This window comes from Methylorubrum sp. GM97, assembly GCF_024347855.1.
GTDB lineage: Bacteria > Pseudomonadota > Alphaproteobacteria > Rhizobiales > Beijerinckiaceae > Methylobacterium > Methylobacterium extorquens.
In genome coordinates, this window is record NZ_AP025942.1 from 4,413,774 (window position 1) to 4,440,751 (window position 26,978).

26 protein-coding genes are annotated in these 26,978 nt (G+C 71.0%); 8 read left to right on the top strand and 18 right to left on the bottom strand.

Annotated elements, in window-relative coordinates:
• Positions 1-151 precede the first annotated feature (151 nt).
• The 7 genes from fliN to MSPGM_RS20655 all read right to left on the bottom strand — a co-directional run bounded on the left by fliN (position 152) and on the right by MSPGM_RS20655 (position 5,957).
• A complete protein-coding gene (fliN, locus tag MSPGM_RS20625) occupies positions 152-499 on the bottom strand; it encodes a flagellar motor switch protein FliN (RefSeq protein WP_003605979.1) in 348 nt (115 codons plus the stop codon).
• Positions 500-504: 5 nt separating this feature from the next.
• Positions 505-1,131, bottom strand: coding sequence for a FliH/SctL family protein (locus MSPGM_RS20630; RefSeq protein WP_015857385.1), 627 nt, complete (start codon positions 1,129-1,131; stop codon positions 505-507).
• Complete coding sequence (fliG, locus tag MSPGM_RS20635) at positions 1,128-2,183, bottom strand: flagellar motor switch protein FliG (protein WP_012255236.1); 1,056 nt, start codon at positions 2,181-2,183, stop codon at positions 1,128-1,130. The genes MSPGM_RS20630 and fliG overlap by 4 nt, the downstream gene beginning before the upstream one ends.
• Before the next feature lie 43 nt (positions 2,184-2,226).
• Positions 2,227-3,849, bottom strand: coding sequence for a flagellar basal-body MS-ring/collar protein FliF (fliF, locus tag MSPGM_RS20640; protein WP_261925900.1), 1,623 nt, complete (start codon positions 3,847-3,849; stop codon positions 2,227-2,229).
• 260 nt (positions 3,850-4,109) lie between these two features.
• Positions 4,110-4,385 carry a DUF1153 domain-containing protein gene (locus tag MSPGM_RS20645; RefSeq protein ID WP_003607245.1) on the bottom strand — a complete coding sequence of 92 codons (276 nt, stop codon included), beginning with the start codon at positions 4,383-4,385 and terminating at the stop codon, positions 4,110-4,112.
• 141 nt (positions 4,386-4,526) lie between these two features.
• Entirely contained in the window at positions 4,527-5,207 is a 681-nt protein-coding gene (locus MSPGM_RS20650) for a flagellar hook assembly protein FlgD (RefSeq protein WP_003607243.1), read from the bottom strand.
• Positions 5,208-5,216: 9 nt separating this feature from the next.
• Positions 5,217-5,957, bottom strand: a complete 741-nt coding sequence (locus MSPGM_RS20655) for a flagellar hook-length control protein FliK (protein ID WP_261925901.1) — start codon at positions 5,955-5,957, stop codon at positions 5,217-5,219.
• Positions 5,958-6,098: 141 nt separating this feature from the next.
• Between MSPGM_RS20655 and MSPGM_RS20660 the strand changes: the two genes are divergently transcribed.
• The 5 genes from MSPGM_RS20660 (at position 6,099) to MSPGM_RS20680 (ending at position 11,555) form a co-directional block, all read left to right on the top strand.
• Positions 6,099-6,677, top strand: coding sequence for a hypothetical protein (locus MSPGM_RS20660; protein WP_261925902.1), 579 nt, complete (start codon positions 6,099-6,101; stop codon positions 6,675-6,677).
• Positions 6,678-6,940: 263 nt separating this feature from the next.
• Positions 6,941-8,098, top strand: a complete 1,158-nt coding sequence (gene mnmA / locus MSPGM_RS20665; protein WP_003606503.1) for a tRNA 2-thiouridine(34) synthase MnmA — start codon at positions 6,941-6,943, stop codon at positions 8,096-8,098.
• A 255-nt stretch (positions 8,099-8,353) separates the two neighbouring features.
• Positions 8,354-9,010 carry a class I SAM-dependent methyltransferase gene (locus tag MSPGM_RS20670; RefSeq protein ID WP_003606502.1) on the top strand — a complete coding sequence of 219 codons (657 nt, stop codon included), beginning with the start codon at positions 8,354-8,356 and terminating at the stop codon, positions 9,008-9,010.
• A 38-nt stretch (positions 9,011-9,048) separates the two neighbouring features.
• Positions 9,049-9,897, top strand: a complete 849-nt coding sequence (locus MSPGM_RS20675; RefSeq protein WP_012255241.1) for a TVP38/TMEM64 family protein — start codon at positions 9,049-9,051, stop codon at positions 9,895-9,897.
• A 173-nt stretch (positions 9,898-10,070) separates the two neighbouring features.
• Positions 10,071-11,555, top strand: coding sequence for a sensor histidine kinase (locus MSPGM_RS20680; protein ID WP_015857389.1), 1,485 nt, complete (start codon positions 10,071-10,073; stop codon positions 11,553-11,555).
• A 65-nt stretch (positions 11,556-11,620) separates the two neighbouring features.
• On the opposite strand, the gene MSPGM_RS20685 is transcribed toward MSPGM_RS20680, so the two are convergent.
• The 3 genes from MSPGM_RS20685 to MSPGM_RS20695 form a co-directional block, all read right to left on the bottom strand.
• Complete coding sequence (locus tag MSPGM_RS20685; protein WP_015857390.1) at positions 11,621-12,361, bottom strand: carbonic anhydrase; 741 nt, start codon at positions 12,359-12,361, stop codon at positions 11,621-11,623.
• Positions 12,362-12,670: 309 nt separating this feature from the next.
• Positions 12,671-14,248 carry a DHA2 family efflux MFS transporter permease subunit gene (locus MSPGM_RS20690; RefSeq protein ID WP_003606640.1) on the bottom strand — a complete coding sequence of 526 codons (1,578 nt, stop codon included), beginning with the start codon at positions 14,246-14,248 and terminating at the stop codon, positions 12,671-12,673.
• A gap of 211 nt (positions 14,249-14,459) precedes the next feature.
• Entirely contained in the window at positions 14,460-15,665 is a 1,206-nt protein-coding gene (locus MSPGM_RS20695; RefSeq protein ID WP_015857391.1) for an HlyD family secretion protein, read from the bottom strand.
• Positions 15,666-15,805: 140 nt separating this feature from the next.
• On the opposite strand from MSPGM_RS20695, the gene MSPGM_RS20700 reads away from it, so the two are divergent.
• Complete coding sequence (locus MSPGM_RS20700) at positions 15,806-16,468, top strand: TetR/AcrR family transcriptional regulator (protein WP_003604649.1); 663 nt, start codon at positions 15,806-15,808, stop codon at positions 16,466-16,468.
• 6 nt (positions 16,469-16,474) lie between these two features.
• On the opposite strand, the gene MSPGM_RS20705 is transcribed toward MSPGM_RS20700, so the two are convergent.
• Entirely contained in the window at positions 16,475-18,238 is a 1,764-nt protein-coding gene (locus tag MSPGM_RS20705; RefSeq protein WP_003604650.1) for an acyl-CoA dehydrogenase, read from the bottom strand.
• A 109-nt stretch (positions 18,239-18,347) separates the two neighbouring features.
• Here MSPGM_RS20705 and MSPGM_RS20710 point away from each other — a divergent pair, with 109 nt between their 5' ends.
• Positions 18,348-19,337 carry an L-threonylcarbamoyladenylate synthase gene (locus tag MSPGM_RS20710; RefSeq protein WP_003604651.1) on the top strand — a complete coding sequence of 330 codons (990 nt, stop codon included), beginning with the start codon at positions 18,348-18,350 and terminating at the stop codon, positions 19,335-19,337.
• 169 nt (positions 19,338-19,506) lie between these two features.
• Here MSPGM_RS20710 and MSPGM_RS20715 read toward each other — a convergent pair whose 3' ends face one another.
• The 4 genes from MSPGM_RS20715 to kaiC are packed head-to-tail and all read right to left on the bottom strand — an operon-like array spanning position 19,507 to position 23,708.
• A complete protein-coding gene (locus tag MSPGM_RS20715; protein WP_003604652.1) occupies positions 19,507-21,270 on the bottom strand; it encodes a PAS domain-containing sensor histidine kinase in 1,764 nt (587 codons plus the stop codon).
• Positions 21,260-21,595 (bottom strand): circadian clock KaiB family protein, encoded by a 336-nt coding sequence (locus MSPGM_RS20720; protein ID WP_003604654.1) that lies wholly within the window; start codon positions 21,593-21,595, stop codon positions 21,260-21,262. The genes MSPGM_RS20715 and MSPGM_RS20720 overlap by 11 nt, the downstream gene beginning before the upstream one ends.
• Complete coding sequence (locus tag MSPGM_RS20725) at positions 21,592-21,984, bottom strand: circadian clock KaiB family protein (RefSeq protein WP_003604656.1); 393 nt, start codon at positions 21,982-21,984, stop codon at positions 21,592-21,594. Before MSPGM_RS20725 ends, MSPGM_RS20720 begins: the two co-directional genes overlap by 4 nt.
• The gene (gene kaiC, locus MSPGM_RS20730) at positions 21,981-23,708 is read right to left on the bottom strand and encodes a circadian clock protein KaiC (RefSeq protein WP_003604658.1); all 1,728 of its coding nucleotides are present in this window, start codon (positions 23,706-23,708) and stop codon (positions 21,981-21,983) included. Before kaiC ends, MSPGM_RS20725 begins: the two co-directional genes overlap by 4 nt.
• A gap of 416 nt (positions 23,709-24,124) precedes the next feature.
• Here kaiC and MSPGM_RS20735 point away from each other — a divergent pair, with 416 nt between their 5' ends.
• A complete protein-coding gene (locus MSPGM_RS20735) occupies positions 24,125-24,511 on the top strand; it encodes a response regulator (RefSeq protein ID WP_003604661.1) in 387 nt (128 codons plus the stop codon).
• A gap of 22 nt (positions 24,512-24,533) precedes the next feature.
• Here the strand turns inward: MSPGM_RS20735 and MSPGM_RS20740 are convergent, their stop codons facing one another.
• Genes MSPGM_RS20740 through MSPGM_RS20750 form a run of 3 tightly spaced genes read right to left on the bottom strand, consistent with a single transcriptional unit; the run spans position 24,534 to position 26,899 of the window.
• Complete coding sequence (locus MSPGM_RS20740) at positions 24,534-25,880, bottom strand: sensor histidine kinase (protein WP_015857393.1); 1,347 nt, start codon at positions 25,878-25,880, stop codon at positions 24,534-24,536.
• Complete coding sequence (locus MSPGM_RS20745; protein WP_012255257.1) at positions 25,877-26,542, bottom strand: response regulator transcription factor; 666 nt, start codon at positions 26,540-26,542, stop codon at positions 25,877-25,879. Before MSPGM_RS20745 ends, MSPGM_RS20740 begins: the two co-directional genes overlap by 4 nt.
• A 24-nt stretch (positions 26,543-26,566) precedes the next feature.
• Positions 26,567-26,899: a PepSY domain-containing protein gene (locus MSPGM_RS20750; RefSeq protein WP_012255258.1), complete on the bottom strand. Its 333-nt coding sequence runs from the start codon at positions 26,897-26,899 to the stop codon at positions 26,567-26,569.
• Positions 26,900-26,978: the final 79 nt, after the last annotated feature.

A 26,978-nucleotide genomic window follows, 5' to 3' on the forward strand; every position in this document is an offset into this window, starting at 1 on the left:
CGTGGTGTCTCCGAAAATTCATCCGGTTCGGATGGCCGCCCCGGCCCGCGATGATCTCTCATCGCAGGCCGGCCCCCGCGAAGGCGGGGCGGCGGCCGTCCGCCGGACGTGTCGATCCCGACCCGCAGGCCGGGATCGACACACCAAAGGGTCAGTGATCGTTCTTGATGATCTCGGTCATGGTGACGCCGAGGCGCTCCTCGACCAGCACGACCTCGCCGCGGGCGACGAGGCGGTTGTTGACGAAGATGTCGATGGCCTCGCCGACCTTGCGGTCGAGTTCGAGCACGGCGCCGGGGCCGAGCCGCAGGAGGTCGCCGATCGGCATGCGCGAGGAGCCCAGCACCGCCGAGACCACCACCGGCACGTCGAAGACCTGTTCGAGGTCCGCCGCATTCTTCGGGCTCGTCGGCGCGTCGCGGACGGAACCGGGGCCGCCCTCGTCGTAGGGCAGGTCGCCCTCGTTGAGCTGGGGCAGGCTGAAATCGTCGCTCGACATCGGGCTCAGGCCTCTGCGCTGGCGAAATTGGGGGAAAGGGCGGCGTCGACCGCGGCCTCGATGCGGGCGCGCTCGCGCACGACGCCGCCGTCGGCCCATTCGAGCCGGGCATCGCCCGGCGCCATGTCGGGTTCGCCCAGCACCACGAGGCGGCCTTCGAAGCCGTTCTCGCGCGACAGGCGCCGCATCAGCGTCTCCGCGTCATCGACGAGTCCTTCGTTCACCCGCAGCACGAGGTGGGGCACGCCGCGCAGGTGCCGCAGCGCCGAGCGGGCCGCCTCCTCCACCGTCGCCAGCGGCCGCGCATCGAGGGCCTCGCCCGCGATGCGCCGGGCGAGTGCGGCCGCGAAGGCCAGCGCCTGCGCCTCGCGCTCGCCGTCGCGGGCATCGGACTGGTTGAGGAGGCCGGCCGCGGCGAGCCCGACCCGGGTCAGCGCGTCGGCGAGCCGGGCCTGTTCCTGGAGCGCGGCCTCGGCCCGGCCGTCCTGCAGGCCGCGGGCATAGGCGGCCGCCTCGATGGCGGCCCGTTCGGCCTCTGCGCGGGCCGAGGCCTCCGAATCGGCGGCGGAGGGCCCGCGCGGGCGGCCGAAATCTGTGTCGAACAGGAAGGGGCGGGAGGCGCGCGTGCTCAATAGACCAACTCCTCCTCGCCGCCGTTCTTGGCGATCATGATCTCGCCCTTCTCGGCCAGCTCCTTGGCCAGTTCCGTCATCTTGGCCTGCGCCTCATCGACCTCCTTGAGGCGGATCGGGCCCATCGAGCCCATCTCGTCGGTGAGGTTCTTGGCCGCGCGGGTCGACATCTGGCGCATGAAGAAGGCGCGCACCCGCTCGTCGGCGCCCTTGAGCGCGCGGCACAGGGTGTCGTTGTCGACCTTGCGCATCAGGGTCTGGACCGAGCCCGGATCGAGCTTCAGGAGATCCTCGAAGGTGAACATGAGCTGGCGGATCTTCTTGGCCGAGCCACGATTGGCCTGGTCGATCGCCGCGAGGAAGCGGGTCTCGGTCTGCCGGTCGAAGGCGTTGAAGACCTCGGCCATGAGTTCGTGCGCGTCGCGCCGCGTGGTCTGGGCGATGGTCGAGACGAACTCCGTGCGCAGCGTTTCCTCGATGTGGCGCAGGGCCTCCTTCTGGACGGTCTCCATGCGCAGCATCCGGTTGAGCACGTCGATGGCGAACTCCTCCGGCAGGATGGTGAGCACCTTGGCGGCGTAGTCGGCCCGCACCTTCGACAGCACGACGGCGACGGTCTGCGGGTACTCGTTGCGCAGGAAGTTCGCGAGGATCTCGGGGTCGATCTGGGTCAGGCTCGCCCAGACGCGCTTTCCGGAGGCGCCCTTGATCTCCGCCATGATCGACGAGACCTGCTCGGGCGGGAAGATCTTGAGCAGCAGCGACTCGGTGCGCTCGAAGTTCGAGGTGATGCCGCCGCCCGAGGACAGCCGCGAGACGAAATCGACGATCAGCCGCTCGACGGTGGCGGCCTCCAGCGAGCCGAGCTGCACCATGGCGTGGCTGACGAGCTTGATCTCGTCCTCGTCGAGGCGCTGCCAGATCGGCGCACCCTCCTCCTCGCCGAGCAGCAGCAGGAGGGCGGCGGCGCGCTGCGGGCCCGGCATCTCGGCGAACGCCTTCGACGCATCGAGGCTCTCCATGGCAGCGTTGAAGTTTACGCCCGCGGACACGAATTCCCTCCTCTCTTCCGGTTCTGCCTGGTGTCAGCGTCCATCAGGAATCGTGGATCCAGTTGCGCAGCACCTCGACCGTCTCGGTCGGGCTTGCCCGCACCATGTCGACCACGCGCTCGACCGTCTCGGCTTGGATCTGGCCGTTGATCTTGGCCGACTCGAGGAACTTGTTGGTGCTGTTCTCGCGGACCGCGATCTCGACCGGCGCCTCGCCGCCCGCCGCCCCGGCCAGCGCGAGCGCTCCGGCCGGGCCGGCGAGCGCCATCGGCGCGTCGGATTCGAGCACGCGGCGCAGGAGCGGACGCACCACCGCCATCAGCACGACCAGGGTGAGCAGGCTCAGCACCGTGAGCTCGACGAGGCGCATCACCTCCTCCTTGGTCGGGCTCAGGAAGGACTGGATCAGGCCGGGCTCGGAAAATTCCGCGGCGGTGGGGGTCTCGGCAAAGCGCAGGTTGACCACCTCGACCTGATCGCCGCGGACCTTGTCGTAGCCGACCGCGGTGCGCACCAGCGCCGTGATCCGCGCGATCTCGGCGTCGGAGCGCGGCTGGTAGGCGGGCTTGCCGTTGGCGCCGGGCGCGTAGACGCCATCGACCAGCACCGCCACCGACAGCCGCTTGAGGCGGCCGCCCTCCAGGGTCTCGACCTTGGTGACGCGGGAGATCTCGTAGTTTGTCGTCTCCTCGTTCTTCTGCGAGGAATCCTTCTGCTGCGGCGCGGGCTGGTTCTGGTTGGCGCCCGGCAATTCGTTGCCGACGGTAACCTGCCCCTCCGCCCCGCCGGTGAGCGAGTTCTCGGAGCGCGTCTGGGTCGAGCGGACGACGCGGCTCTCGGGGTCGAAGCTCTCGGAGCGGCTCTCGACCCGGTTGAGGTCGAGTTCGGCGGTGACCTGCACCCGGGCGCGGCCCTGGCCGACGATGCCGGCCACGATCTCCTCGATCTGCGAGCGCATCCGCCGTTCGATGCCGGCCTGCCGCTCCTCCAGGGCGCCCGCCCCGTCGGCTTCCGCGCCGCGGGCGCCGTCGGCGAGGAGCCGCCCGCGCTCGTCGACGATCGAGACGCGCTCCGGCTTCAGGCCCTCCACCGCGGAGGCGGCGAGATGCCGGATCGCGCGCACCTGGCTCGCATCGAGGTCGCCCATCAGCTTGACGACGATGGCGGCCGAGGGCGCCTCGCGGTCGCGCTCGAACAGGCGGCGCTCGGGGATGACGAGGTGGACGCGCGCCGCCTGGACCCGGCCGATGGCGCGAATCGAGCGGGCGAGTTCGCCCTCCATCGCCCGCAGGTGGTTCACGTTCTGGACGAAGCTCGTGGAGGAGAAGGCGTCGCCCTTGTCGAAGATTTCGTAGCCGATGCCCCCTTGGGACGGCAGGCCCTTGCCGGCGAAGTCCATGCGCAGCTTGGCGAGGTCGGCGCGGGGAGCGAGCACGGTCTGGCCCATCTCACCCTTGGCCTCGTAGGTGATGCCGCGCGCGTCGAGCTCGCGGATCACGGACGAGGAATCCTGCAGCGACAGGTCGGAGAACAGCACGCCCATATCGGGCCGCGAGACCCGCAGGATCACGAAGGCGAAGAAGCCGACCAGCGTCAGCGTCACGGCCGCCATCGCGGCGATGCGCGCGGGCCCGAGCTTCGTCACCAGATCGAGGATGGGTTTCACGGACGGGCACGCCTGCGCACAGCGGTGCGGCCGCGAGGGATGCGCGGTCGCCCGGCAAGAATTGCCCGGTGCGTGGTTAGCGAGGCGTTAACGCCAGAGCAGTGTCCTTCACCAATGCCGCCGCGGAGAGCGCCGAGGCGCGGGAAGCGGACGCTGCGCGGGGCCCGAAAACGACGAGAGCCGCCCCGGTGCTCCGGAGGCGGCTCCTCATGCGTTGCGCGAACAGGTCATGCGCAACGTACGGGTCGAACTGGCGAAGTTCAGTGACGGTAGTGCTGGATGCGCGTGGTGCGCAGGCCGGCGAGTCCGTGCTGGTCGATGGAGTACTGCCAGCTCAAAAATTCTTCCGTGGTCAGGGTGTAGCGTTGGCAGGCCTCCTCCAGGCTGAGCAGGCCGCCGCGCACCGCGGCCACGACCTCGGCCTTTCGGCGGATGACCCAGCGACGGGTGGTGATGGGGGGAAGATCGGCGATCGTCAGGGGGCTGCCGTCGGGCCCAATCACATACTTCACGCGGGGCCGGGGTGTTTCGGTCATGATACGCTCTACACTCGACTGACCTGTCGAGAGAGAAGCTACTTGCACCCGCTTAAAAGTTCTTGAAGTCGGCCGCTCGAATGCGATTCGATTGTTGTGCGCAGATGTGGACAATTCCGGATCCATCGATGCTGCAGCGCATCAAGAGGTTGGCGCAGAAAGGGTTTTCACGCTCGAGGCCGGCACGCGGGCCGTGCCGATCGTCAGCACGGGTTCGGAGCCGCTGAGGTCGACGCCGTCCACGACGCCCGAAACCTTGGTATCGACGGCCACCTTCGTCCCCGTCGTGTCGAGGGCATCCACGGTGATCGTGTAGCGCCCGTCCTTGGCCGAGAGGCCCGAGGTCCCGGTGCCGTCCCATTCGAAGGGTTGCGCGCCGGCCTTGAGCGTCGTGGTCTTGGTGGCCACCACGGTGCCGTCGCTGGCCTTGAGGGTGATGACGGCCCTGGCGGCGGCCCGGTCCGGGGTCAGCGTCCAGGTCGCCTTGCCGTTCGTCAGATCGGTGGCGGCGCCGTCCGCGGTGATCGTCCGGCCGATCAGGCCGGAGGCGGACGAGGCCGATGCCGCCTTGGAGTTGGTCAGGATCGTGTCGAGCGAGGAATTGGTCTTGAGCTGCTGCTCGACGCCCGCGAATTGCACGAGCTGCTGGGTGAACTGGTTGGTGTCGAGCGGATCGAGCGGGTTCTGGTTCTTGAGCTGCGTGGTGAGCAGCGTCAGGAACTGCGTGAAGTTGCCCGCGATCGACTTCGTGTCGGTGGTCGAGGCGGCACTCGTCCCGGTGATGCTGGTGCTGCTCGTATTGCTCGTGATGCCGGCGGCCATGGCGTCGTCCTAAATCCGGATGTCGAGATTGCCGACGGCACGGAGCTGCCGCAGGGGAATGGCGTCGAGCGGGGAGGGGCGGGCGTCCCGTCCGCCCGGCCCGCCGTCGGAGCGGTCGCGGGACGCGGATTCGCCGTCCCGCCCGCCCTGGGATCCGGTCTCGCCGCGCAGGGACAGGTCGATCCCGCCCCCGCCCGCCTCGGCGCCGACGTCGAATCCCGCCTGCGCCAGGGCCTGCTGCAGAGAGCCCGCATCGCGCTGGAGCAGGGCCAGGGTCTCGGGACGGTCCACCACGAGATGCGCCCGCGCCCTGCCGCCCGCCTTGTCGAGGTCGAGCGACACGTCGATGCGGCCGAGTTCGACCGGGTCGAGGCGGATCGCGAAGCGGTTCATGCCCGAGAGCGAGCGCAGCCCGATCGTCATCGGAACGGCGCCCAGCGGGATCGGCGGCGTCGCCGGCTGGGGCGCCGCCGCCGCGGCATCCGCGGCCTGGGCTGCCTGCGGGCCCTGCGCGGCGCCGACGCCGCCGGGCGGGGTGAGCGCGGTTGTGGGGCCGGCGGGAGCCGGAATGGGTGAGGCGGTCGGCGCCACCGCTTCGGTGAGCGCCGCCTCGAAGCCGGCCGTGCCCGCGGCGGCGGAGACGGGGGCATCCCCCGTACCGGCCTTCGCGACGTGACCGGTTGCCGTCGCATCGCCGGGCAGGCCCGTGACGGGCTGATTCGCGTCGAGCCCGCCCTCGCCCGCGGACACACCCGCCGCATTCGTCGGCGCTGGCGCCGGAGCGGGGGCGGGGCGAGGAGGGGGGTGGGAGCGGCGGCCTCCGGCGATGCGGGATCGGTCTCGTCCCGCTCCCGTGCCTCGTCCTCGGACACCACCGCGGCACCGGCTTCTTTGGCGGCGACCTCTTCCGCTGCGGCTTCCTGGGCCGGTTCCGCGCTGTCGGCGGCCGGGCGTTCCGGCCGCTGCGCGGCGGAATTCACAGTCTTCGCGGCGCCCGGATTTCGGGCGGAGGCGGCCTCCGCGCCGTCCCGCACCGTCCTGGCCGCGAGCGGCTTGCTGCGGGCCGAGGCAGCCTGGGCGCGGCTTTCCTGCAAAGCCCCGGACGGCCCACTCTCGGCCTTGCCGCTTTTCGCCCTGTCGCTTTTGGCCGTCTCAGTTCTGGCAGCCCCGATCTTGGCGTTCTCTGTTCTCCCCGCGTCCATCCTATCCGCCCTGATGGCATCGCTGCGGGCGGAGGCGGTGTCGTCGCGGCGGGATGCGGGCCGGGCCGGTGCCGCCGGCCGCTGCTCTGCGGCTTCCAGGCTGAACCGCGCCGTGCCCTCGGCCCCCCGCGCCGCGGACGAGGCGGGCCGCAGGGTCTGCCTGAAAAACGCCTCCGCCAGATCTGCGCGCGAAACCACGATGCCGTCCCTCTCCTTCGTCGCCGAAGCCGCAGGAGACCAGAGCAAGCCGCGCACCATCTGCCGATGACGGGCAAGTTGCTGATAAAAAACAAGAAAAGTTTTAGCGGTGAAGGCCGCCTCGCGTCGGCCCGGCGGGATCTGCCGGCCTCCCGGCAGGATTTGCCGGCCGCTCGGGGCCACGATCCGGGCTTTGAACCGGCTCTCGTCGTCCCCATCCCTGGAAAGTCGGGGCCGGGATCGCTATAGACACCGGACATGCGCCCGGACCCCACGGTCCGGCGCGCGCCCGAAGGCTCCGCCAACGGCCGGCACCCGGCCCCATCACCGGCCATGAACTCGCTGGATCTCCCGAAGCCCCCGCACGAGACGCGCGTCGTCGTTGCCATGTCGGGCGGCGTCGATTCGTCGGTCGTGGCCGGCCTGCTGAAGCGCGAGGGCTACGACGTCGTCGGCGTCACGCTCCAGCTCTACGATCACGGCGCGGCGACCCATCGCAAGGGCGCCTGCTGCGCCGGCCGCGACATCCACGATGCGCGGGCGGTGGCCGAGACGCTCGGCATTCCCCATTACGTCCTCGACTACGAGGACCGCTTCCGGGAATCGGTGATCGACCGTTTCGCCGAGAGCTATCTCTCAGGTGAGACGCCGATCCCCTGCGTCGAGTGCAATCGCTCGGTGAAGTTCCGCGACCTGCTCGGCCTCGCCCGCGAGCTCGGGGCGGAGGCTTTGGCGACCGGCCATTACGTGGCGAGCCGGGCGCGGCCGGAGGGCGGACGCGCACTCTACCGCGCCCTCGATCCGGCCCGCGACCAGAGCTACTTCCTCTACGCCACGACCCCGGAACAGCTCGCCTATCTGCGCTTTCCCCTGGGCGAGCGACCCAAGGACGAGACCCGTGCCTTGGCACGGGAACTGGGCCTCGCCGTCGCCGACAAGGCCGACAGCCAGGACATCTGCTTCGTGCCCCAGGGCGGCTATGCCGACGTGATCGCCAAGCTCCGGCCGGAGGCAACCCGCCCCGGCGAGATCGTCGATCTCGACGGCCGGCGCCTCGGTGAGCACGAGGGCATCATCCATTACACGGTGGGCCAGCGCCGCGGCCTCAAGCTCTCGGCCGGCGAACCGCTCTACGTGGTGCGGCTGGAGCCGGAGACCGCCCGCGTCGTGGTCGGCCCGCGCGCCGCGCTCGCCACCCGCCGCATTCGGCTCACCGATCTCAACTGGCTCGGCGACGGCGCGCCGGAGGACATCGTGGAGCGGCCCGTGGCCGTGCGCGTGCGCTCGACTCGCGAGCCGCGGCCCGCGCGCCTGTCGTGGAACGCGGCCGAGGCCTGCGCCGAGGTCGAACTGCTCGTCCCGGAGGACGGGGTCTCACCGGGCCAGGCCTGCGTGATCTACGCCGATGACGACCCGCGTGCGCAAGTGCTCGGCGGCGGCACCATCCGGCGCATCGGCGCGTTGCAGGCAGGCGCCGCCGAGGCCGCCTGATGGGGTTGCTTCGCGCTGGGCTGATTTCGGTTTTCCCAGACCCCGCGATCGCTCTTCGAGCGGTTGCACCGCTCGACAGGCACGAAGAGCGCCCGCGAAGCGGCCTCGGCCATGCCGAGGGGGCTCAAGCATCGTCCCGAAAGGTGGTTGCCGGCTTTCGGGAAGGGACGATGCGGAACGAAATAGCGAGAGCCAAAGCCGCGCAGGCGGCTGCCGGCGCTTGAGGCCGGACATAATTGAGAGGGTGACAGTGAGATGCTGAGCGAGCGGGCGCCCGAGGCCGGGCCCACCACCGAGCTGATGCGCAAGGCCTATGCCCGCTGGGCGCCGGTCTACGATGTCGTCTACGACAAGCTCACTGAGCCGGCCGCCCGCGCCGCCGTCGAGGCCGCCGTCGCCCACGGGCCAAGGGTGCTAGAGGCCGGCGTCGGCACCGGCCTGTCGCTCGGCTACTATCCCCGCGACAGCTTCGTCTGCGGCGTCGATCTCTCCGAGGACATGCTCAAGCGCGCCCGCGGCAAGGTCCGCCGCAAGGGGCTGACCCACGTGAAGGGCCTCCAGGTCATGGATGTGTGCCGCCTCGGCTACGCCGATGCGAGCTTCGACGCCGTGGTGGCGCAGTTCCTCATCACCCTGGTGCCGAACCCGGAAGCCGCGCTCTCCGAGTTCCTGCGCGTGGTGCGCCCCGGCGGCGGCATCGTGCTCGCCAACCATTTCGGCCAGTCGAACGGGCCGGTGGCGCGGGTCGAGGAGATCGTCGCGCCGCTCTGCACCAAGATCGGCTGGTCCTCGGACTTCAAGGCGACCCGGATCGAGGCCTGGGCCCAGCGCAACGGCGTCGAGGTCGTCGGCCTCGCGCCGACCTTCCCCGGCGGCTTCTTCAAGATCCTGCGCATGCGCAAGCGCGGCTGAGGACGGACACGCGACATCCGTCCGGCGGAGGCAGGCCGATGACGCCAGGGGGCGGGGAGGGCGATCGTCCGAAGGACCGGCGCGACGACGCGGCGATCCGGCCGGATCCTGCGGCCGGGCCGCCGGGGCCGCGCCGGCCCTGGCTGCGCTGGCTCCCGCTCCTGGTGCTGGCCCTGCTCTCCGTCGGCATCCTCGCCTCGGGCGGGGCCCGCTTCCTCGATCTCGACCGGCTCTCCGAATCGCGGGTCTGGCTCCAGGGGCTCATCGCCGAGGACCGGGTGCGGGCGATCGCGCTGGCCTGCCTCGCCTATGTCGGCTCGGTGGTGGTCTCGCTGCCGGCGACGCTGGTGCTGACCGTGCTGGCCGGGCTGCTGTTCGGCCCCGTGACGGGGGCCCTGATCGCCATCGCCTCCTCCACGACGGGGGCGGCGATCGTGTTCTCGGTCGGGCGCTACGCCGCCGGCGACCTGATCCGGCGCAAGGCCGGCCCGCGGGTCGGCCGCTTCGCCGACGGGTTTCGCCGCGACGGCTTCGGCTACATCCTGATCCTGCGGCTGCTGCCGATCTTCCCCTACTGGATCACCAACCTCGCCCCGGCGGCCTTCGGCGTGCCGCTGCGCACCTTCGCGCTCGCCACCCTGCTCGGCCTCACCCCGGGGGCCTTCATCTATGCCGGTCTCGGTGCCGGCCTCGAAGACCTGCTGGCCACCCGCGACGAAGTGAAGGCGGCCTGTCTCGCGGCCGGGGGGGCGGATTGCTCGAAGGGCATCGATCTCCGCGCGCTGGTCACGCCCGGCATGGTGGCCGCGCTGGCGGCCTTGGCTGGATTTGCTCTTTTGACAGTTTATCTCCGTCGATGGCTTGAGCGGCGGACGCTTCGCGCATAAGACTTGCGCACAAGCGAATGGCGCGTCGCCGGATCGTCGTGCAACTTGTGCGACACAGGAGAAGCCGATGGCAGAGGCGCGCCCTCCGAACCACAATGGGACGATACAACGAAGGGTGATGCTTGAGACGGCCCCGCCTTCCGTTTCCCGGCCGGCAGCCCGAGTCGGCGGACATGGCGCAGAATGATCTGGCGGCGATCGCCGCCCTGCCATGGCATAGCGAGGCAACGGCTACGACCGCGCGGTCGCCCGGCCGGCTCGGCCTGTCCGGCCGCCTGTTCCTGCTGACGGTCGCCTTCGTCGTCCTGGCCGAGATCCTGATCTACGTCCCGGCGGTGGCGACCTACCGGATGTCGCGGCTCTCCGACCGCGTCGCGGCGGCACGGGTCGCCGCCCTCGTGCTGAACGCCGCCCCCGAGGGGCAGGTCCCCGACGAGACCGCCCGGCGCCTGCTCATGGGGGTTGGCGCCCGCGCCATCGCCGTGCGGGTCGGCGAGACGTGGCGCTACCTCACCGACGGACCGGTGCCGTCGGTGGTCGCCGAGACGGTCGATCTGCGTGAGCGACGCCTGACGGGCTCGGTCGCCGGCACCTTCCGGACGCTGTTCCTGTCCACCGAAGCGCCGATCCGGGCGATCGGAGCCGGCCAGGACGGCTTCGACGCCGTCGAGGTTCTGCTCGACGAGGGGCCCCTGCGGGCGGCCCTGGCGGATTTCTCGCTCCGGCTGCTCGTCGCCTGCCTCATCATCGCGGCCCTGGCCGCCGGGCTCGTGTTCTTCGTGCTCCAGCGGGCGATCGTGCGGCCGGTGGTCCGGCTCGCCCGCGACATCGCCGCCTTCGCCGACGACCCCGAGCGGACCGACCGGGTCGCGCGGCGCACGGCGCGCACCGACGAGATCGGGGAGGCGGAGAACGCGCTCGCCCGGATGCAGGTGGCGCTCGGCGGCGAGCTGCGCCAGCGGCGGCGGCTGGCCGAACTCGGCCTCTCGGTGAGCAAGATCAACCACGAACTGCGCAACCTGCTGACCACCGCCCAGCTTCTCGGCGACCGTCTGGAAAGCGTCTCCGATCCCCTGGTGCAGCGCGTCGCGCCGCGCCTCGTCGAGACCCTCGACCGGGCGATCCGCTTCTGCGAGGCGACGCTCGCCTATGGCCGCGCCACGGAGCCGAACCCGCAGCGGCGCATGGTGGCGCTCGGCCCCCTGCTCGAGGAGTTGACCGACCTCGCCGACCTGATGCCGGCCGCCCGCATCCGCGTGGAGGTGCGCGCGACGCCGGATCTCGAGATCGACGTCGATCCCGAACAGCTCCTGCGGGCGCTGACCAACCTCGTGCGCAACGCGGTCCAGGCCCATGCGGCGGCTCGGACCGCGGAGGGCACCGTGCTGATCGAGGGCGTCCGCAGCGGGGCGCCCGGCGCGGGTTCGGTCACGATCCTCGTGAGCGATAACGGCCCCGGCGTGCCCGAGCGGGCCAAGGCCAACCTGTTCGCGGCCTTTCAGGGCTCGACCCGGGCCGGCGGCACCGGGCTGGGCCTCGCGATCGCCTCGGAGCTGGTGCGCCTCAACGGCGGCACCCTCTGCCTCGACGAGACCGCGGGCGGTGCCCGCTTCCGCATCGTCATCCCGGATCGCGCCGCGCGCGTGAAGGCGGCCTAGAGACGATCGTCTTCATCCCCCGCGGTGCGGGCCACCGCTCCGGGATGCCGGGTGCGGACGGCGTCTCAGATATCCTCCATCCACTCGACCTGACCGTCGGAGAGGCCGTAGCGGGAACCCACGACCTTCACCTTGCCCTGCTTGAGCGCGTCCTGAATCACCAAGCTCTGCGTCGTGAGCCGTTTGGCGACGCGGCGTGCGTTGCTCCGCACCGACGCTTCGAGGAGGTCGCCGCCCTGGCTCCTGGCCTCCAGCACCGCCGGCACGATGGGCTGCACCATCTCCCCGATGACGCCGGGGAAGGTTGCGTTCTTCTCGACGACATCGACGGCGGCCGCGACGGCGCCACAGGACTGATGGCCGAGCACGACGACGAGGGGCACCCCGAGGACCCCGACGGCATACTCGATACTGCCCAAAGCCGCCGTATCGACCGTGTTGCCGGCGTTCCGGACGATGAACAGCTCGCCGAGCCCGCGGCCGAACAGGATCTCCGGCGAGACCCTGCTGTCGGAGCAGCCTACCAGAACGCAGAAGGGGGCTTGGCCGCGGGCGAGTTCGAGCCGGCGTTCGCGCCCGTTGGCGGCCAGGGAGGGCGCCTCGTTCCTGAAGTTCTCGTTGCCTTCCTTCATCAGCCGGAGCGCGTCGGCCGGAGACAGCGACGTCTTCGCCATGGGCGTCGCAGCCTGCACGACACCATTCGGCAGAGCGGTCGCAGCGAGGAGGCCCGCTGCTCCGAACAGGAGACGTCGGCGGCCGGCATGCGGCGGACGTGTCTCGGCGCAGCAATCGCAAGTGGCGTGCATGACGGCGGATCCCCACGCTCCGAAAGAGCTTCGCCGTCCGCGGCCCGCTTTGACGGCGTTTCGGACGGCCAATGCACCTCATCTATTCTTCGGGGGTGGCGCGGCAATCAGCAGGCACGAGCGATCGAGAACGATTGTGGATGAAAGAATCGGCCGGAACGTCCCGGATCGCTTCAGTCGAACTCTTTGCTCCTGCGGCCGAAAACGTTTCAGTCCGTGGAGCGGCCACACACGCGCCTTTCGACGTCCTTCCGAATACCCTCCTTCGCACGGCGAACCCGTCCGGGCGCGCCCTCCCGAAGAAATCCCTCAATGCCCCGCGCCGGCCGGCGCCGCCGCGCGCGGACGCCGGATCAGGGGCGTGCCGCAGGCCATGGCCAGGAACAGCACGGTCAGCACGAGGAACACGTCCTCGAAGCTCATCACCAAGCCTTGAATCCGCACGGTGTTGTTGAGCGCCTTCAGCGCCATGCCGTTGGCATCGCCCCCGAACACCTCGAACTGGCGCCGCATGGCGTCGAGCCGTTCCAGCGCGGCGCTGTTGGCCCAGGTGAAGCGCTCGTGCAGGCGCGCGAGGTGGAGGTCCCAGCGGGCGTTGAGCACCGTGTTGATGAGGGCGAGGCCGACCGCGCCGCCGAGGTTGCGCGTGAGGTTGAACAGGCCCGAGGCGTTCTTCATCCGCTCCGGCGGCAGGGTGCCGAGCGCGATGTTGTTGATCGGGATCATGCACAGCATCAGGGAGCAGCCGCGCAGCACCTGCGGCCACAGCAGCTCCCAGAAGTCCCAGTCCTTGGTCAGCCCGGTGACGATCCAGGTGCCGACGGCAAAGCCGGAGAAGCCCATCGCCATCATGACCCGCGGATCGAGCTTGGCGGAGAGCTTTCCCGCGATCGGCGCGGTGGCGAACATGCACAGGCCTGAGACGAACATCGTCTCGCCGATCTGCAGCGCCGAGTACCCGCGCACGCGGGCGAGATAGACCGGGTAGAGGTAGGTCAGGCCGTAGAGGCCGATGCCCATCACGAAGCTGAAGACGCAGCCGGCGGCGAAGTTGCGGTCCGAGAAGGCGCGCAGGTCGACGATCGGCTGGCGCGCCGTGAAGACGCGGGCGAAGAAGGCCAAGCCCGACACGACGCAGACGAGGGCGCAGACGAACACCGCCTCGTCCTGCAGCCAGTCGTGGTTCGGGCCCTCCTCCAGCACGTATTCGAGGCAGCCGAGGAAGCCCGCCATGAAGGCGAGCCCGGCCCAGTCGAAGGACTTGAGCAGGTCGAAGTTCGGCCGGTCGAAATCGATCAGGAGGAAGGTCGAGATCGTGACGAAGATGCCCGGCACGATGTTGATGAGGAACAGCCAGTGCCAGGAGAACAGGTCGGTGAGGTAGCCGCCGATGGTCGGACCGATGGTCGGCGCCAGCGTCGCGACGAGGCCGATCATCGGCGAGACGATGGAGCGCTTGGAGGGTGGAAAGATCGTGAACGCCGCAGCGAACACGGTCGGGATCATGCCGCCGCCGATGAAGCCCTGGAGCGCGCGCCAGACGATCATCTCGCCGATCGACGAGGAGGTGGCGCACATCAGGCTCATCAGCGTGAAGCCGGCCGCCGAGATCGAGAACATCCAGCGCGTCGAGAGCACCCGCGACAGGGTGCCCGAGAGCGGGATCGAGATGACCTCGGCGATGAGGTAGCTCGTCTGCACCCAGGGGATCTCGTCGCCGGAGGCGGAGAGGCCGGCCTGGATCTCGTTGAGCGAGGCCGAGACGATCTGGATGTCGAGGATCGCCATGAACATCCCGAACACCATGCACAGGAACGCCACCATGCGGCGGCGGTCGAGGGGCGGGTCGGCGGCAGGGCTTGCGGCGAGGGTCGCGCTGGCGGCCATGGGGCGCCTCGGTTACGGTTCGGGGGTGAGTTCCACCCGGCGACCTCATCCTGAGGTGCCCGCGAAGCGGGCCTCGAAGGAGGGCTCCAGGGACCGCAGCGCGATCTGAAGGGCTCCTTCGAGGCCTCCGCTTTCGCTCCGGCACCTCAGGATGAGGGCATGGGTGGGGCGAGCGGTTGCGCCGGCCGGCTCTTGCTGACCGGCCCGAGTCTCAGGGCCGGGCGGCGAGCCGCTGGACCGGCGCGTCGGCGCCCTCGCGGGTATCGACCTTCACCACCACGGACAGGCCGGGCCGCAGCAGGCCTTCGCGGGCGACATCCTCAGGCACGTGGACGCGCACGGGCAGGCGCTGCACGATCTTGGTGAAGTTGCCGGTGGCGTTGTCCGGCGGCAGCAGGCTGAAGACCGAGCCGGAGGCGGGCGAGAGCGATTCGACCGTGCCGACGATGTCGCGGTCGGGATAGGCGTCCACGTGGATATGGACCTCCTGGCCGGGCCGCACGCGGGCGAGCTGCGTCTCCTTGAAGTTCGCATCGACCCGCACGCTCTGTAGCGGCACCAGGGCGGCGATGCGCGAGCCCGGCGAGACATAGGCCCCGGCCTCCACCGCCTTGTTGCCGACGACGCCGTCGAAGGGCGCGCGGATCACCGCGAAATCGAGGTCGCGCCGCGCGCGGTCGGCGGCGGTGCGCAGCTCCGCGGCGAGGTTCTGGGCCTCGCGTGTCTGCGCCTTCAGCACTTCGACATTGGCCCGCGCGGCGACGAGTGCGGCCTCGGCCGACTTCACCGCCGCCTCGGTGCGGTCGCGATCGGCCTTGGCCTGATCAAGCCGGGATTTCGCCACGAAATCGGCCTGCATCCCCGTGGCGCGGGCGTAGTCGGCCCCGGCCCGCACGGCGTCGGCCTTCGCGGCATCGATCTGCGCCGCGCTTTGCAGCACTTGCGCCTGAGCCGCCTCGGCCTGCCGGCCGACGCGGGCGATGGTGCTCTCCTGCGTGGCGAGCTTGTCCGCGGCGGCCTTCAGGGCGAGGCGGTAATCGCCGTCGTCGAGCCGGGCGATCACGTCGCCCCGCTTCACCGCCTGCCCGTTCACCACGGGCACCGCCGCCAGATAGCCCGACACCTTGGCCGCGAGCACCGAGATATCCGCCTGCACGTAGGCGTCGTCGGTGCTGACGAAGAAGCGCCCGAGCGTCCACCAGTCCCAGCCGGCATAGGCGCCGCCGCCAAGCGCCGCGCAGAGCACGAGGCCCAGCACCGCGCGCCGCAGCGGCCGGCGCGGCTTGGCGGGGGAGGGCGGCACCGGCTCGGCGACCGGGGCAGGGCGCAGGGCCGGCGCTCGGCCGGCCTCGGCCCGCTCCCCCTCGGCCGTCTCAGGGGCGGCCTCCGACCGGCCGGAATCCTCACGCAGCGACATCGCTGACATCCCAGACATGCATTGACCGAACCGTTCGGTCATTCGAAGGGCCGAGTTGACGCCGCCCTCATTCGAAGGCTAGCTAGCACTGACTGAACGGTTCGGTCAATGCGAGCGAGTTGGGGTAAGCGGGTCAGGCCATGGCGGGTGCGGCGACACAGGAGCGGGGGCCGGCGGCCCCGCAAGCGACCCTATCGGGCGAGAGCGACAAGCGTCGGCAGATCCTGGAGGGCGCGCGTCAAGTATTCATGGCGTCGGGCTTCGACGGGGCCAGCATGGGCGAGATCGCCAAGACCGCGAACGTTTCGAAGGGCACGCTCTACGTCTATTTCGACAGCAAGGAAGCCCTGTTCGAGGCCCTGACCACCGAGGCGAAGGCAGGTTTGGCCGAGAACCTGTTCCGGCTCGACGAGGACGACCCGGATGTCCGCGCCGTGCTGACGCGGCTCGGGACCAGCTACCTCACGATGATGGCGCGGCCGGAGCACGTCTCGATCATCCGCATGGTGATGGGCGCCTGCGAGAAATTCCCCCGGTTCGGGCAGGCCTTCTATGAGGCCGGACCGGCCTGCGGGGTCGGACGGCTGAAAGCCTATATCGACGCCCAGGTCGCCGCCGGGCGCCTGCGCGCCGACGACACCGATCTTGCCGCCAAGCACTTCCTCCAGCTCTGCCAAGCGGGAATGCTGACGCGCCTGCTGTTCAATGTCGGGCAGGCACCCGACGAAGCGGAGATCCGGTACCGGGTCGCGGAGGCGGTCCGGGTGTTTTTCGCGGGGTATGGCCCCGGCGCGGAGCGCTGAGCGGGTTCACCCCGCAAGCGCGAAGGCGGGATCGTCGGCGAAATCGCCGCCTGAGAGAATCGCCTGCTCCAGGCCGCCCGCCGCCGGCAGCAGATTCTCGGCAAAGAAGCGGGCGAGCGCGATGCGCGCGGCGTGGGCCGGATCGGTCTCGCCGGCCTTCACGGCCGCGCTCGAAGCCAACCCCGCCGTCGCGAGGCAGGCCGCGCCCTGCACGAGGCCGAACAGGCGCAGATACGGCGTCGCACCGGGCAAAGCCTCCTGTGGTCGGTTCGAGGCCAGCGCCTTGAGCAGAAAGCTCGTTGCCCGGTCGAGGCTGCCGATGCCCTCGCGCAGGCGCGCCGCCGCGTGGCCGAAGCCGGGGGTGCCGTCCTTGAGCAGCCCCTCCGCCACACGCCGCATCGAAGCGATCTGCGCGCCGACCGTGGCGCCGCCGTTGAGCGGCAGCTTGCGGGTGACGAGGTCGATCGCCTGGATGCCGTTGGTGCCCTCGTAGATACCGAGGATGCGGGCATCGCGCATGAGCTGGGCCGCCCCCGTCTCCTCGACGAAGCCCATGCCGCCATGGACCTGAACGCCGAGCGAGGTCACCTCGTTGGCGATGTCGGTGGAGAAGGCTTTGGCCACCGGCGTCAGCAGCGAGGCGCGGTCATGCGCCGCCTTTCCCTCGGGTCCATCAGCGGCGTCGAGGCCTTGGGCGGTGAGGTAGCAGATGCCGCGGGACGCCGCCGTGTAGGCCTTCATCGTCAGCAGCGTGCGCTGGATGTCGGCATGCGCCACGATCGCGCTGACCGGCTCGGGCGAGCCCGGCGCCCGGCCCTGGCGGCGCTCGCGGGCGTAGTCGAGGGCCTTCTGATACGCGGCTTCCGCCACGCCCACGCCCTGCAGCCCGACATTGAGCCGGGCCGAGTTCATCATCGTGAACATGCAGGCCAGCCCCCGGTTCTCCTCGCCGATCAGCCAGCCGGTCGCGCCGCCCGCGTCACCGAAGGCCATGGAGCAGGTCGGCGAGGCGTGGATGCCGAGCTTGTGCTCGATACCCGAACACCGCAGGTCGTTGCGGCTCCCGTCCGGCAGCACCTTCGGCACGAGGAACAGCGAGATGCCGCGGGTACCGGCCGGCGCGTCCTTGAGGCGGGCGAGCACGAGGTGGCAGATGTTGTCGGCAAGGTCGTGCTCGCCATAGGTGATGTAGATCTTGGCACCCGTAATCCGGTAGCTGCCGTCGCCCTGGGCCTCGGCGCGGGTGCGCAGAGCCGAAAGGTCCGAGCCCGCCTGCGGCTCGGTCAGGTTCATGGTCGCGGTCCACTCGCCCGAGACGAGCTTTTCGAGGTAGCGGCCCTTCAGCTCGTCGGAGCCGTGGGCGGCCAGCGCCTCGACGCCGCCGGCGGTCAGCAGCGGGCACAGGCCGAAGGCGAGGTTGGCCCCGTTCCACATCTCGGTGCAGGCAGCGGCGATCAGATGCGGCAGGCCCTGCCCCCCGTAATCGGGTGCGGCGAGCACGCCGTTCCAGCCGCCCTCGACGAAGGCGCGGTAGGCTGACGCCCAGCCCGGCGCGGTGGTGACGCGGCCGTCCGAGAACGGCGTGCCGTGGCGGTCGCCGACCCGGTTGAGCGGGGCAATGACGTTGCCGGCGAGCCGGCCCGCCTCTTCGAGGATAGCAACCGCATCGTCCGGGCCGATCTCGGCCCCGCTCTGCGCCAGCACGGCGTCGAGCCCTGCGACGTGGCGGAGGGTGAAGGCCATCTCCTCGACGGGCGCGCGATAGCTCATGACCGGTACACCGCTCCTCCCGCCGCGCGTCGAGGGGGCGGCGATCCCGTTTGACGGCTTGCGGCTGAAGGGTCTACGGCCGGCCGTTCTTCCTCGCATCCACTCCGATATGGACGCCGTACCGTCAACCATCCCCACGCTGCGCCTGGCGGCCGACGCGGACGGCCTCGCGCGGGCGGCCGCCCTGCTCCGTGCGGGGCGTCTCGTCGCCCTGCCGACGGAGACGGTCTACGGGCTCGGGGCCGACGCCACCGACCCGGAGGCGGTGGCCGCGATCTACGCCGCCAAGGGCCGCCCGCGCTTCAACCCGCTGATCGCCCATGTCGCGACGCCCGAGGCTGCATTGGCCGAGGGCGTGTTCGACGAAGCCGCCCTCCGCCTCGCGAAAAAATTCTGGCCGGGGCCGCTGACCCTGGTGGTGCCGGCGGCACCCGGCGGCTCGGTCTGCGATCTCGCTCGGGCCGGGCTCGATTCCGTGGCGCTCCGCGTGCCGGCCCACGACATCGCCCGCGCGCTGCTGGAACGGGTCGGGCGGCCGGTGGCGGCGCCCTCGGCCAACCGCTCCGGACGGGTGAGCCCCACCAGCGCCGACCATGTGCTGACCGATCTCGACGGGCGCATCGCGGCGGTGCTCGACGGGGGCGAATGCCCGGTCGGTGTCGAATCCACCGTGGTCGCCTGCCTTGGCGGCCCGCCCCAGCTGCTGCGCCCCGGCGGGGTGACGCGGGAGGCCCTCGCTGCCGTGCTGGGCTTTGCCCCCGAGGCGGCCAGCGATCCGGGCTCGCGGCCCGTGGGTCCCGGTCTGCTCGCCTCGCACTACGCGCCGCGGGCCGGGGTGCGGCTCGAGGCCAGGACCGTCGAGCCGAGTGAGGCGGTTCTGCTGTTCGGCGCCTTCCGCCCCGCTGGGCTGGACCGTGCGGCCGCAGTCGAATCCTTAAGCGAGCGCGGCGATGCGGCGGAAGCCGCCGCCCGGCTGTTCGGGGCCCTGCGCCGGCTCGACGCCTCGGGCGCACCAACCATCGCCGTCGTCCCGGTGCCGGAGGAGGGGCTGGGCGAGGCGATCAACGACCGCCTGCGCCGGGCTGCGGCGCCGCGCTGAAACCGGCACGATTTTTCGTTGAACTTTTTTGCGGAACCAGACGGCCTTCGGCGCATTGTCCGATCACGAAGGCCAGTTCAGCCCCCAATGGCCTTTTCCCTTCAAGGCTCGGAGCAATCCGAGCCTTTTTTCTTGCCCGCCGCGCAAGCCGCCGCGGGCGACGGGAAAATCACCGCGCCCGCGCGGCGCGCCGCTGGATCGCCCGGCGCAGGATGCGCGAGAGATCCTCCACCGAGTAGGGCTTGTGCAGCAGCGGGAAGCCGTGGTGCCCGTCCTCGGCCAGCACGTGGCTGTAGCCGGAGGAGAGCACGATCGGCATGCCGGGCGTCCGCCCCAGGATCGTGCGGGCGAGTTCGACCCCGTTCATGCCGGGCATCACCACGTCGGTGAACACCACGTCGAAGCGCTCCGGCGTCCGGTCGAGTTCGGCCAGCGCCTGCTCCGCATCCATCGCCCAGACGGTGCCGTAGCCGAGTTCGGCCAGCGCTTGCGTCGCGAAGGCGCCGACCTCGCGGTTGTCCTCGACGAGGAGCACGCAGGTGCCGTGGCCGGGGGCTAGCGGCTCGGGCTCGTCGGCGGACTCGACCATCGTTGGGGCGACCTTGGCCCGCGGCAGGAACAGGGTGAAGGTCGTGCCCTGTCCCAGCACGCTCTCCACCGCGATGTCGCCGCCCGATTGCTTGGCGAAGCCGAACACCTGGGAGAGGCCGAGCCCGGTGCCCTGGCCGACGCCCTTCGTCGTGAAGAACGGCTCGAAGATCCGCGACAGGTCGGCGGGCGCGATGCCCGTCCCCGTGTCGGAAATCGCCACCGCCACGAAGTCGCCGGGCACGGCCGGATGGGTGCGCAGGGCCGGAATCTGCCCGGCATGGCCGACGCGGATGGTGAGCGTGCCCTCGCCGTCCATGGCGTCGCGGGCGTTGACGACCATGTTGACGAGCGCCGTGTCGAACTGGCTCGGATCGGCCTCCACGAGGCAGGCGAAGGGCTCGCCCGCGGCGTCGAAACAGGGCTCGATCAGGGTCTTCACCTGGATGCGCGCGCCGGTGAGCGTGCCGACCATGTCGGCCACCGACGCGACGCCGCGGCCGGCATCGAACACCTCGGGCTTCAAGGCTTGGCGCCGGGCGAAGGCGAGGAGCTGGCCGGTCAGCTTGGCCGCGCGTGCCACCGTGTCGGAGATGGCATCGACATAGCGGCGGCGGCGCTCCTCGGCGAGATCGGGACGCTTGAGCAGGTCGGTGGAGGACTTGATGACGGTGAGCAGGTTGTTGAAGTCGTGCGCGACGCCGCCGGTGAGCTGGCCCACCGCCTCCATCTTCTGGCTCTGGCGCAGCGCCTCCTCGATCCGCTCGCGCTCGGCCACCTCGGCGCGCAGGCGCTCGTTGGCCTCGGCGAGTTCGTGCAGGCGCAGCCGCTCCGCCGTGAGGTCGGTGATCACGCCGCAAAGGAGCAGGGTGTCGCCGTCGCCGTCGAGGCGGTTCAGCGACAGGTAGGCCGGGCGCTCGACCCCCGCTTCGTCGCACAGGGCGATCTCGCCGCGGGCCGGCATCCGCGCCGCCTGCGTGATCAGGGCGGCGAGCGCCGCGTCCTGTCCCCCGGCGGCGAAGCGCGCGAAGGGCTGGCCGATCAGGCGCTCCTGCGGGGTGCCCAGGGTCTCGGCGAGCCGGCGGTTGCAGTAGAGCAGCGTCCCGTCCGGCCCGAGGGTGAAGGCCCCCTCCTGAATCTGCTCGATCAGCACCCGGTAGGGCCGATCGGCATTCTCCAGGGTGTAGACCAGCCGCTCGCCGCTCGGACCCTCGACCACGATCGCATCGAAATCGCCCCGGCGGATCGCCGCCAGGGTGTCCTCGACCTCCTCCAGCCGCGCTTCCAGCGCGCGGATGCGCGCCTGCGCTTCGTCCAAAGCCGTGGCGTTGGGCTCAGTGCTCATCGGCGGCCCCGCCGAGTCCAAGCGCGCCGAGTCCAAGCCCGTCGAGGACATGCCGCTCGTCGCTCAGATCGCCGGTGATGCGCCGGGCGGGGAGGGGAGAGAGCCGCACCAGGGTCGGCGCCGCGACCACGCCGTCTTCGCCCGCGAGCGCCGATTGCTGGTAGATGTCGACCACTTCGAGGTCGCACGCGCCCCCGAGCCGATGCTCGCACAGGCGGCGCACGCTCTCGATGCTGCGGGTCGAGCGCGGCGAGGTGCCGGCGACGTAGAGGCGCAGCCGGGTGTGCCCGGTCTCCCCGTGACCCGTGATGTCCCCGCCGCTCAAATGCCGTCCACCTTCGCTGCGGGATTTGTCTCGGCGAGGTTCTGGGGCCGGATATCGAGGCCGACCAGCACCTTCTCGGTGTTGGACAGGTCGCCGATGATGCGCTTGAGCGGCGCGGGCAGGCGCCGCACCAGGGTCGGGATCGCCAGGATCTGGTCACCGGCCGCGAGCTGCGGATTCTTCATCAGGTCGATGACCTCGATGTCGTAATGGCCGGCGAGGTGCTCCTCGCAGAAGCGCTTGAGGTTGGCCATCGCCGTCAGCGACTTGGCGGTCTGCCCGGCGACGTAGAGGCGCAGGTGATAATGGCCCTCGTCCACCGTACCCTCGTTCACTTGGCCGGCGGCTTCGGCGTCGAGCCCGTCCTCGGTTGGTTCGGAGCCGCTCATCGCGTGCCTCCCCGGCGGGTGGAGAGGATGCGCCGCTCGCTCGTCAGCATCGCCTCGCGCATCTCATCCTCGCTCAACAGCACCGCCTCTTCCTCTGCCGCGGCTTCCAGGGTGGCGCGCAGTTCGTCGATCTGGCGCTCCAGCGACTGGCGCCGCCGTTCCGCCTCGCGCCGCCGTCGGCGGCTCTCCTGCTCGCGGCGCAGAACGGCGGCGGCTTCCTCCGCCTCCTGCACGACGCGGGCGGTGCCCGTCAGCACGCCCGCCGGGCCGATATAGGCCTCGACGAGGGCGATGCCGTCGCCCGACATGCTGAACTCGCGCACTTGGTTCGAGTGGCGCATGCCGCGGGCCTTGATGACGTAGAGCGTGCGCGAGCGCTCGCCGTTGGCCTCGATGTTGAGGAGCTTGATCCAGGCATCCATCAGCGAGGAGACGCCGATATTGCTGTCGTGGTCGAGGCTGCCGTCCTCGCGCAGGCTCGTGAACACCGCGGTGATGCCGCGGCTCTTCAGCATGTCGACCATGCGCAGCATCGTCGCCTGAAGCTCGGCCGGCGGGCCGCGCAGGGCCGAGAGCGGATCGACCACCACCACGGTGGGCGCGAAGCGGTCGATGTCCCGGTGCATGCGTGCCAGATGCATCTCCAGGCCGTAGAGGCTCGGACGCGCCGCCTCGAAGCGCAGCAGGCCCGCCTCGACGTGGCGGGCGAGGTCGAGGCCGATCGAGCGGGCGTTGCGGATGATCTGGTCACCGCTCTCCTCGAACACGAAGGACATGCAGCGCTCGCCGCGCGCGCAGGCCGCGGCGATCATGCTCGACGTGATCATGGTCTTACCGGTGCCGGACTCGCCCGACACGAGGATGCTGGTGCCGCGGTGGAAGCCACCGGGTTCGAGCATCGCGTCGAGGCCGGGGATGCCGGTCGAGGCCACGCCCTCGGCGATGGTGTAGTCGAGGTCGGCCGCGGTGACCGGCAGGACGCTGATGCCCTCGGCATCGATCAGGAACGGGTACTCGTTGGTGCCGTGGGCCGAGCCGCGATACTTCACCACGCGCAGGCGCCGCGTCGTGATCTGGTCCTCGACGCGGTTGTCGAGCAGCACCACGCAGTCGGAGACGTATTCCTCCATCCCCTGGCGAGTGAGCTGGCCGTCGCCGCGCTCGCCGGTGATGATCGCGGTCAGCCCCCGGTCCTTGATCCAGCCGAACAGGCGGCGGAGTTCGGCCCGCAGCACCGTCTCGTCGGAAAAGCCCGCGAACAGGGTCTCGATCGTGTCGAGCACGATGCGCTTGGCGCCGATCGAATCCACCGCGAAGCCGAGGCGGATGAACAGGCCTTCGAGGTCGTACTCGCCGGTCTCCTCGATCTCGCTGCGCTCCACCCGGACGTGGTCGATGGCGAGCTTGCCCTGCGCCACCAGCCCGTCGAGGTCGTAGCCAAGGGAGGCGACGTTGGCGACGAGATCCTCGGCGCGCTCCTCGAAGCTCATGAACACCCCGGGCTCGCCGAAGCGGGTCGCGCCGTTGACGAGGAAGGTGGTGGCGAACAGCGTCTTGCCGCAGCCGGCCGCGCCGCAGACCAGCGAGGGCCGCCCTTTCGGCAGGCCGCCGAAGGTGATGGTATCGAAGCCGTCGATGCCGGTGGCGACCTTCGCCAGCGCGGGAGCGCTCTTCGAAGCGTCCTTGGGGGTGCCTTCGGGCGGGCTCGCGGATTCAGACGCCAAGGCAGGTCTCCAGGACGATTACTTCCCCGGCCGTCATCGGGGGCAACCCGTCCGGTCCGCTGTCCAGGCACAGGATCGTCATGGGGGAGCGCTGCGGCCGGGACACGAGGAAGGGGGCGGGCGCCGGCAGCGGCGCCGGTCGCAGGCGCCGACGGGAGGGGGCGGAGGCGTCGTGAGGCAAGGGCGTCGTCATGAAGGTGTCATGGCGGGCCTCGAGCACCCGATTCCCGGCTCCCGTAATGCAAAGGCCAGGGGGTGGCAATACACGGCCCGGCGAGCGCCCGGCCGGCCCGCTAGGCCGTGATTTATGTTCCATATTTCTTCGAATCTTCTGCGGCTCCGCTGAAACCAATCGCCGCGCGGACACTTTGAGGAAAGCCGCTTCCCCTCAACCCGCTACAGCTCGCTTGACCCCCATGTCCTGTCTGTCCGAGCCGACCGATCCGTCCTCCGCCCCCCGCATCCTCGTCGTCGAGGATGAGTGTTTCGTGCGCATGGTGGCCGTCGATATGCTGGAGGAGGCCGGCCTCCCGGTGGCCGAGGCACCGGACGCCGACGCGGCCCTGCAACTCCTGGAGGGGAAGGCCCAGGCCTTCGGCGCCCTGTTCACCGACATCGACATGCCGGGCTCGATGGACGGGCTGACGCTGGCGGCGCGGGTGCGGGCGCGCTGGCCGCATATTCGCCTCGTCGTCACCTCGGGCCGGGTCCGGCCGCGCGCCGACGACCTGCCCGATGCGGGCTTCCTGCCGAAGCCCTATGGCCGCTCCGACCTGCTCGGCGCCCTCGGCCGGGCCGCCTGACGGCATCGCTCCGGCATCGGCCTCAGGCCGCCGGAACCGGCCAGCGCATCTCCACTCGCAGGCCACCGAGTTCGGAGCGGCTGAGGCGCATCCGCGCGCCGACGGCCTCCGCGAGGTCGCGGGCGATGGCGATGCCGAAGCCGGTGCCGGGCCGGGTCTCGTCCCAGCGCCGGCCGCGGGCGATGCCGGCGATCGCCGCCTCGCTCATGCCGGGGCCGTCATCCTCCAGCACCAGACGGTGTTCGCCGCCCTCCGCGCCTCCCGAGACGCGGATGCGGCGGTGGGCCCATTTGCGGGCGTTGTCGAGGAGGTTGCCCAGGATCTCGGTGAGGTCGCCCTCGTCGCCGGGAAAGGCGAGGTTTTCCGGGACTGCGATCTCCCAGCGTAGGGATTCTCCCTCGGGGAGCCGTTTCAGTGCACCGACGATCCGCGCCAGTGCCGGTCCGACCGGGCAGGCGCGCCGCCGCAGGCCCCCCGAGGCGGCCCGCGCCCGGGCGAGCGTGCGCTCGACCTGCCGGCCCATGGCATGCGCCTGCTCGGCGATCTCGGCCGCCAGGACGGGGTCGGCGGCTTCCGTGCGGCGGGCCAGCGCGTCGAGCACCGCGAGCGGGGTCTTGAGGCCGTGGGCCATGTCGCCCGCACCCGTGCGCGCCCGCTCCAGGTCGCGCTCCTGCGCGTCGAGCAGGCGGTTGAGGTCGGCCACCAGCGGGCGCACCTCCTCGGGGAAGGTGTCGGGCAGCCGCGCCTGCGCCCCGGCATGGATCGCGGCGAGATCCGCCCGCAGGGTCCGGAAGGGCGCCAGCGCCCGGCGCACGAACAGCGACATGGCGAGCGTCAGTGCCGCGAACAGGGCGCCGAGCGAGGGCACCAGCAGGCGCAGGAAGGTCGCGCGGCTCTGGGCGAGGTCGCGGCGATCCTCGGCCACCGTGACGGCGAGCGCCACCGTGCCGCCGTTGCCCGGAATCGAGACCCGCCGGGTCACGGCGATGAGCCGGCCGCCATCCGGCCCGGCGAGGTCGCCGACTGCCGGCTCCTCGGACGTGTCGGGCAGCGTGCCGAGGCTCCGGTCCCAGAGCGAGCGCGAGCGCAGGGCGGTGCCGCCGGCGCGCTCGACTTGCCAGTAAAGGCCGCCATAGGGCGTCGAGAAGCGCGAATCCGGCGGCTCGCGCGGCAGGGTCGGAGCCCCGTCCGGCGCCAGGGCGACCTGCCCGGCTATGAGCTTGGCGGTGCGGTCGAGGCCGTCGGCGGTGCGGGCGTCGAGCACCCGGTCGAAGATCAGCGTCAGCCCGATCCCGGCCAGCACCAGCGCCAGGGCGATCAACCCGGCGGCGGCCAGCCCGAGCCGCAGGCGCAGCGAGCCGCTGTTCACGGCGGATCGGACGGCACGAGGTAGCCGTGGCCGCGGCGGGTCTCGATGATGCCGGGGCCGAGCTTGCGCCGCAGCCGGGTCAGCAGGGCCTCCAGCGCGTTGGCCTCGCGGTCGCTGTCGCTGCCGTGGAGATGGTCGAGCAGCTCACCCGCCGCCACGACCTGCCCCTGGCGGTGGAGCAGGAAGGCGAGCAGGCGGTATTCGAGCGCGGTGAGGTCGGTCTCGCGGCCCGCCACCGAGACCGCGCGGGTGCGGGTGTCGAGTTCGACCGCGCCGGCCCGCAGGACGGGGGAGGCGTGGCCGGCGGTGCGGCGCAGGATGGCGCGCAGCCGTGCCACCAGCTCCTCCATCCGGAACGGCTTGACGAGGTAGTCGTCGGCGCCCGCGTCGATCCCCTCGACCCGCTCGCGCCAGCCGTCGCGGGCGGTGAGGATCAGCACCGGGAGCGCCACGTCGGCTCCGCGCAGGCGGCGCAGCACGCCCAGCCCGTCGAGGCGCGGCAGGCCGAGGTCGAGCACCATGGCGTCGTAGGTCTCGGTCTCGGCCCGGAACCACGCCGCCTCGCCGTCGCCGACGATCTCGGCGACGTAGCCGGCCCGCTCCAGACCCTCGCTGATATCGGCCGCGATGCGCGGCTCGTCTTCTACGACGAGGATGCGCATGTCGTCCCCGGAAGCGCGCGGGCCTCAATCATCGTCGTCCACGTCGAGGAGCTTGAGGGAGCTGGCATCGATCTTCACGTCGCGGCGGCGCCCGTCGGTGCCGAGGATGCGCAGCTTGTAGAGCCAGCGCCCGTCGTCGCGCTTGAGGTCGAGCGCTACCACGTCCCCCGGCACGGCGGCGCGGGCGGCGGCGAGCACGGCGTCGAGGGGGCGGATCTCGCCCCGCTCCAACGCCCGCCGCGCCCGCTCGCCGTCGTCGTCGGCCCGCGCCGGCACGGCGCCGAGAGGCACGGCACTCAGAGCCGGGATCAGCGCGACGAGCGCGAGGAGGAGCGGGCGAAGCGGGAAAGGGGACATCGGGGCACGAACCATGGCGCGACGCGGAGATGCCGGAATCCGGCTGACGCGAGGCTGACAGGCGGCGTCAGGCTCGCGC

Coding starts and splice junctions, on each gene's coding strand:
- MSPGM_RS20680 (WP_015857389.1), top strand. CDS start 10,071: ATGGCGCAGAATGATCTGGCGGCGATCGCCGCCCTGCCATGGCATAGC.
- MSPGM_RS20695 (WP_015857391.1), bottom strand. CDS start 15,665: ATGTCGCTGCGTGAGGATTCCGGCCGGTCGGAGGCCGCCCCTGAGACG.
- MSPGM_RS20715 (WP_003604652.1), bottom strand. CDS start 21,270: ATGAGCACTGAGCCCAACGCCACGGCTTTGGACGAAGCGCAGGCGCGC.
- MSPGM_RS20685 (WP_015857390.1), bottom strand. CDS start 12,361: ATGCACGCCACTTGCGATTGCTGCGCCGAGACACGTCCGCCGCATGCC.
- MSPGM_RS20690 (WP_003606640.1), bottom strand. CDS start 14,248: ATGGCCGCCAGCGCGACCCTCGCCGCAAGCCCTGCCGCCGACCCGCCC.
- mnmA (WP_003606503.1), top strand. CDS start 6,941: ATGAACTCGCTGGATCTCCCGAAGCCCCCGCACGAGACGCGCGTCGTC.
- MSPGM_RS20705 (WP_003604650.1), bottom strand. CDS start 18,238: ATGAGCTATCGCGCGCCCGTCGAGGAGATGGCCTTCACCCTCCGCCAC.
- MSPGM_RS20650 (WP_003607243.1), bottom strand. CDS start 5,207: ATGGCCGCCGGCATCACGAGCAATACGAGCAGCACCAGCATCACCGGG.
- fliN (WP_003605979.1), bottom strand. CDS start 499: ATGTCGAGCGACGATTTCAGCCTGCCCCAGCTCAACGAGGGCGACCTG.
- MSPGM_RS20725 (WP_003604656.1), bottom strand. CDS start 21,984: ATGAGCGGCTCCGAACCAACCGAGGACGGGCTCGACGCCGAAGCCGCC.
- MSPGM_RS20750 (WP_012255258.1), bottom strand. CDS start 26,899: ATGTCCCCTTTCCCGCTTCGCCCGCTCCTCCTCGCGCTCGTCGCGCTG.
- MSPGM_RS20735 (WP_003604661.1), top strand. CDS start 24,125: ATGTCCTGTCTGTCCGAGCCGACCGATCCGTCCTCCGCCCCCCGCATC.
- MSPGM_RS20700 (WP_003604649.1), top strand. CDS start 15,806: ATGGCGGGTGCGGCGACACAGGAGCGGGGGCCGGCGGCCCCGCAAGCG.
- MSPGM_RS20645 (WP_003607245.1), bottom strand. CDS start 4,385: ATGACCGAAACACCCCGGCCCCGCGTGAAGTATGTGATTGGGCCCGAC.
- MSPGM_RS20670 (WP_003606502.1), top strand. CDS start 8,354: ATGCTGAGCGAGCGGGCGCCCGAGGCCGGGCCCACCACCGAGCTGATG.
- MSPGM_RS20710 (WP_003604651.1), top strand. CDS start 18,348: ATGGACGCCGTACCGTCAACCATCCCCACGCTGCGCCTGGCGGCCGAC.
- MSPGM_RS20675 (WP_012255241.1), top strand. CDS start 9,049: ATGACGCCAGGGGGCGGGGAGGGCGATCGTCCGAAGGACCGGCGCGAC.
- MSPGM_RS20745 (WP_012255257.1), bottom strand. CDS start 26,542: ATGCGCATCCTCGTCGTAGAAGACGAGCCGCGCATCGCGGCCGATATC.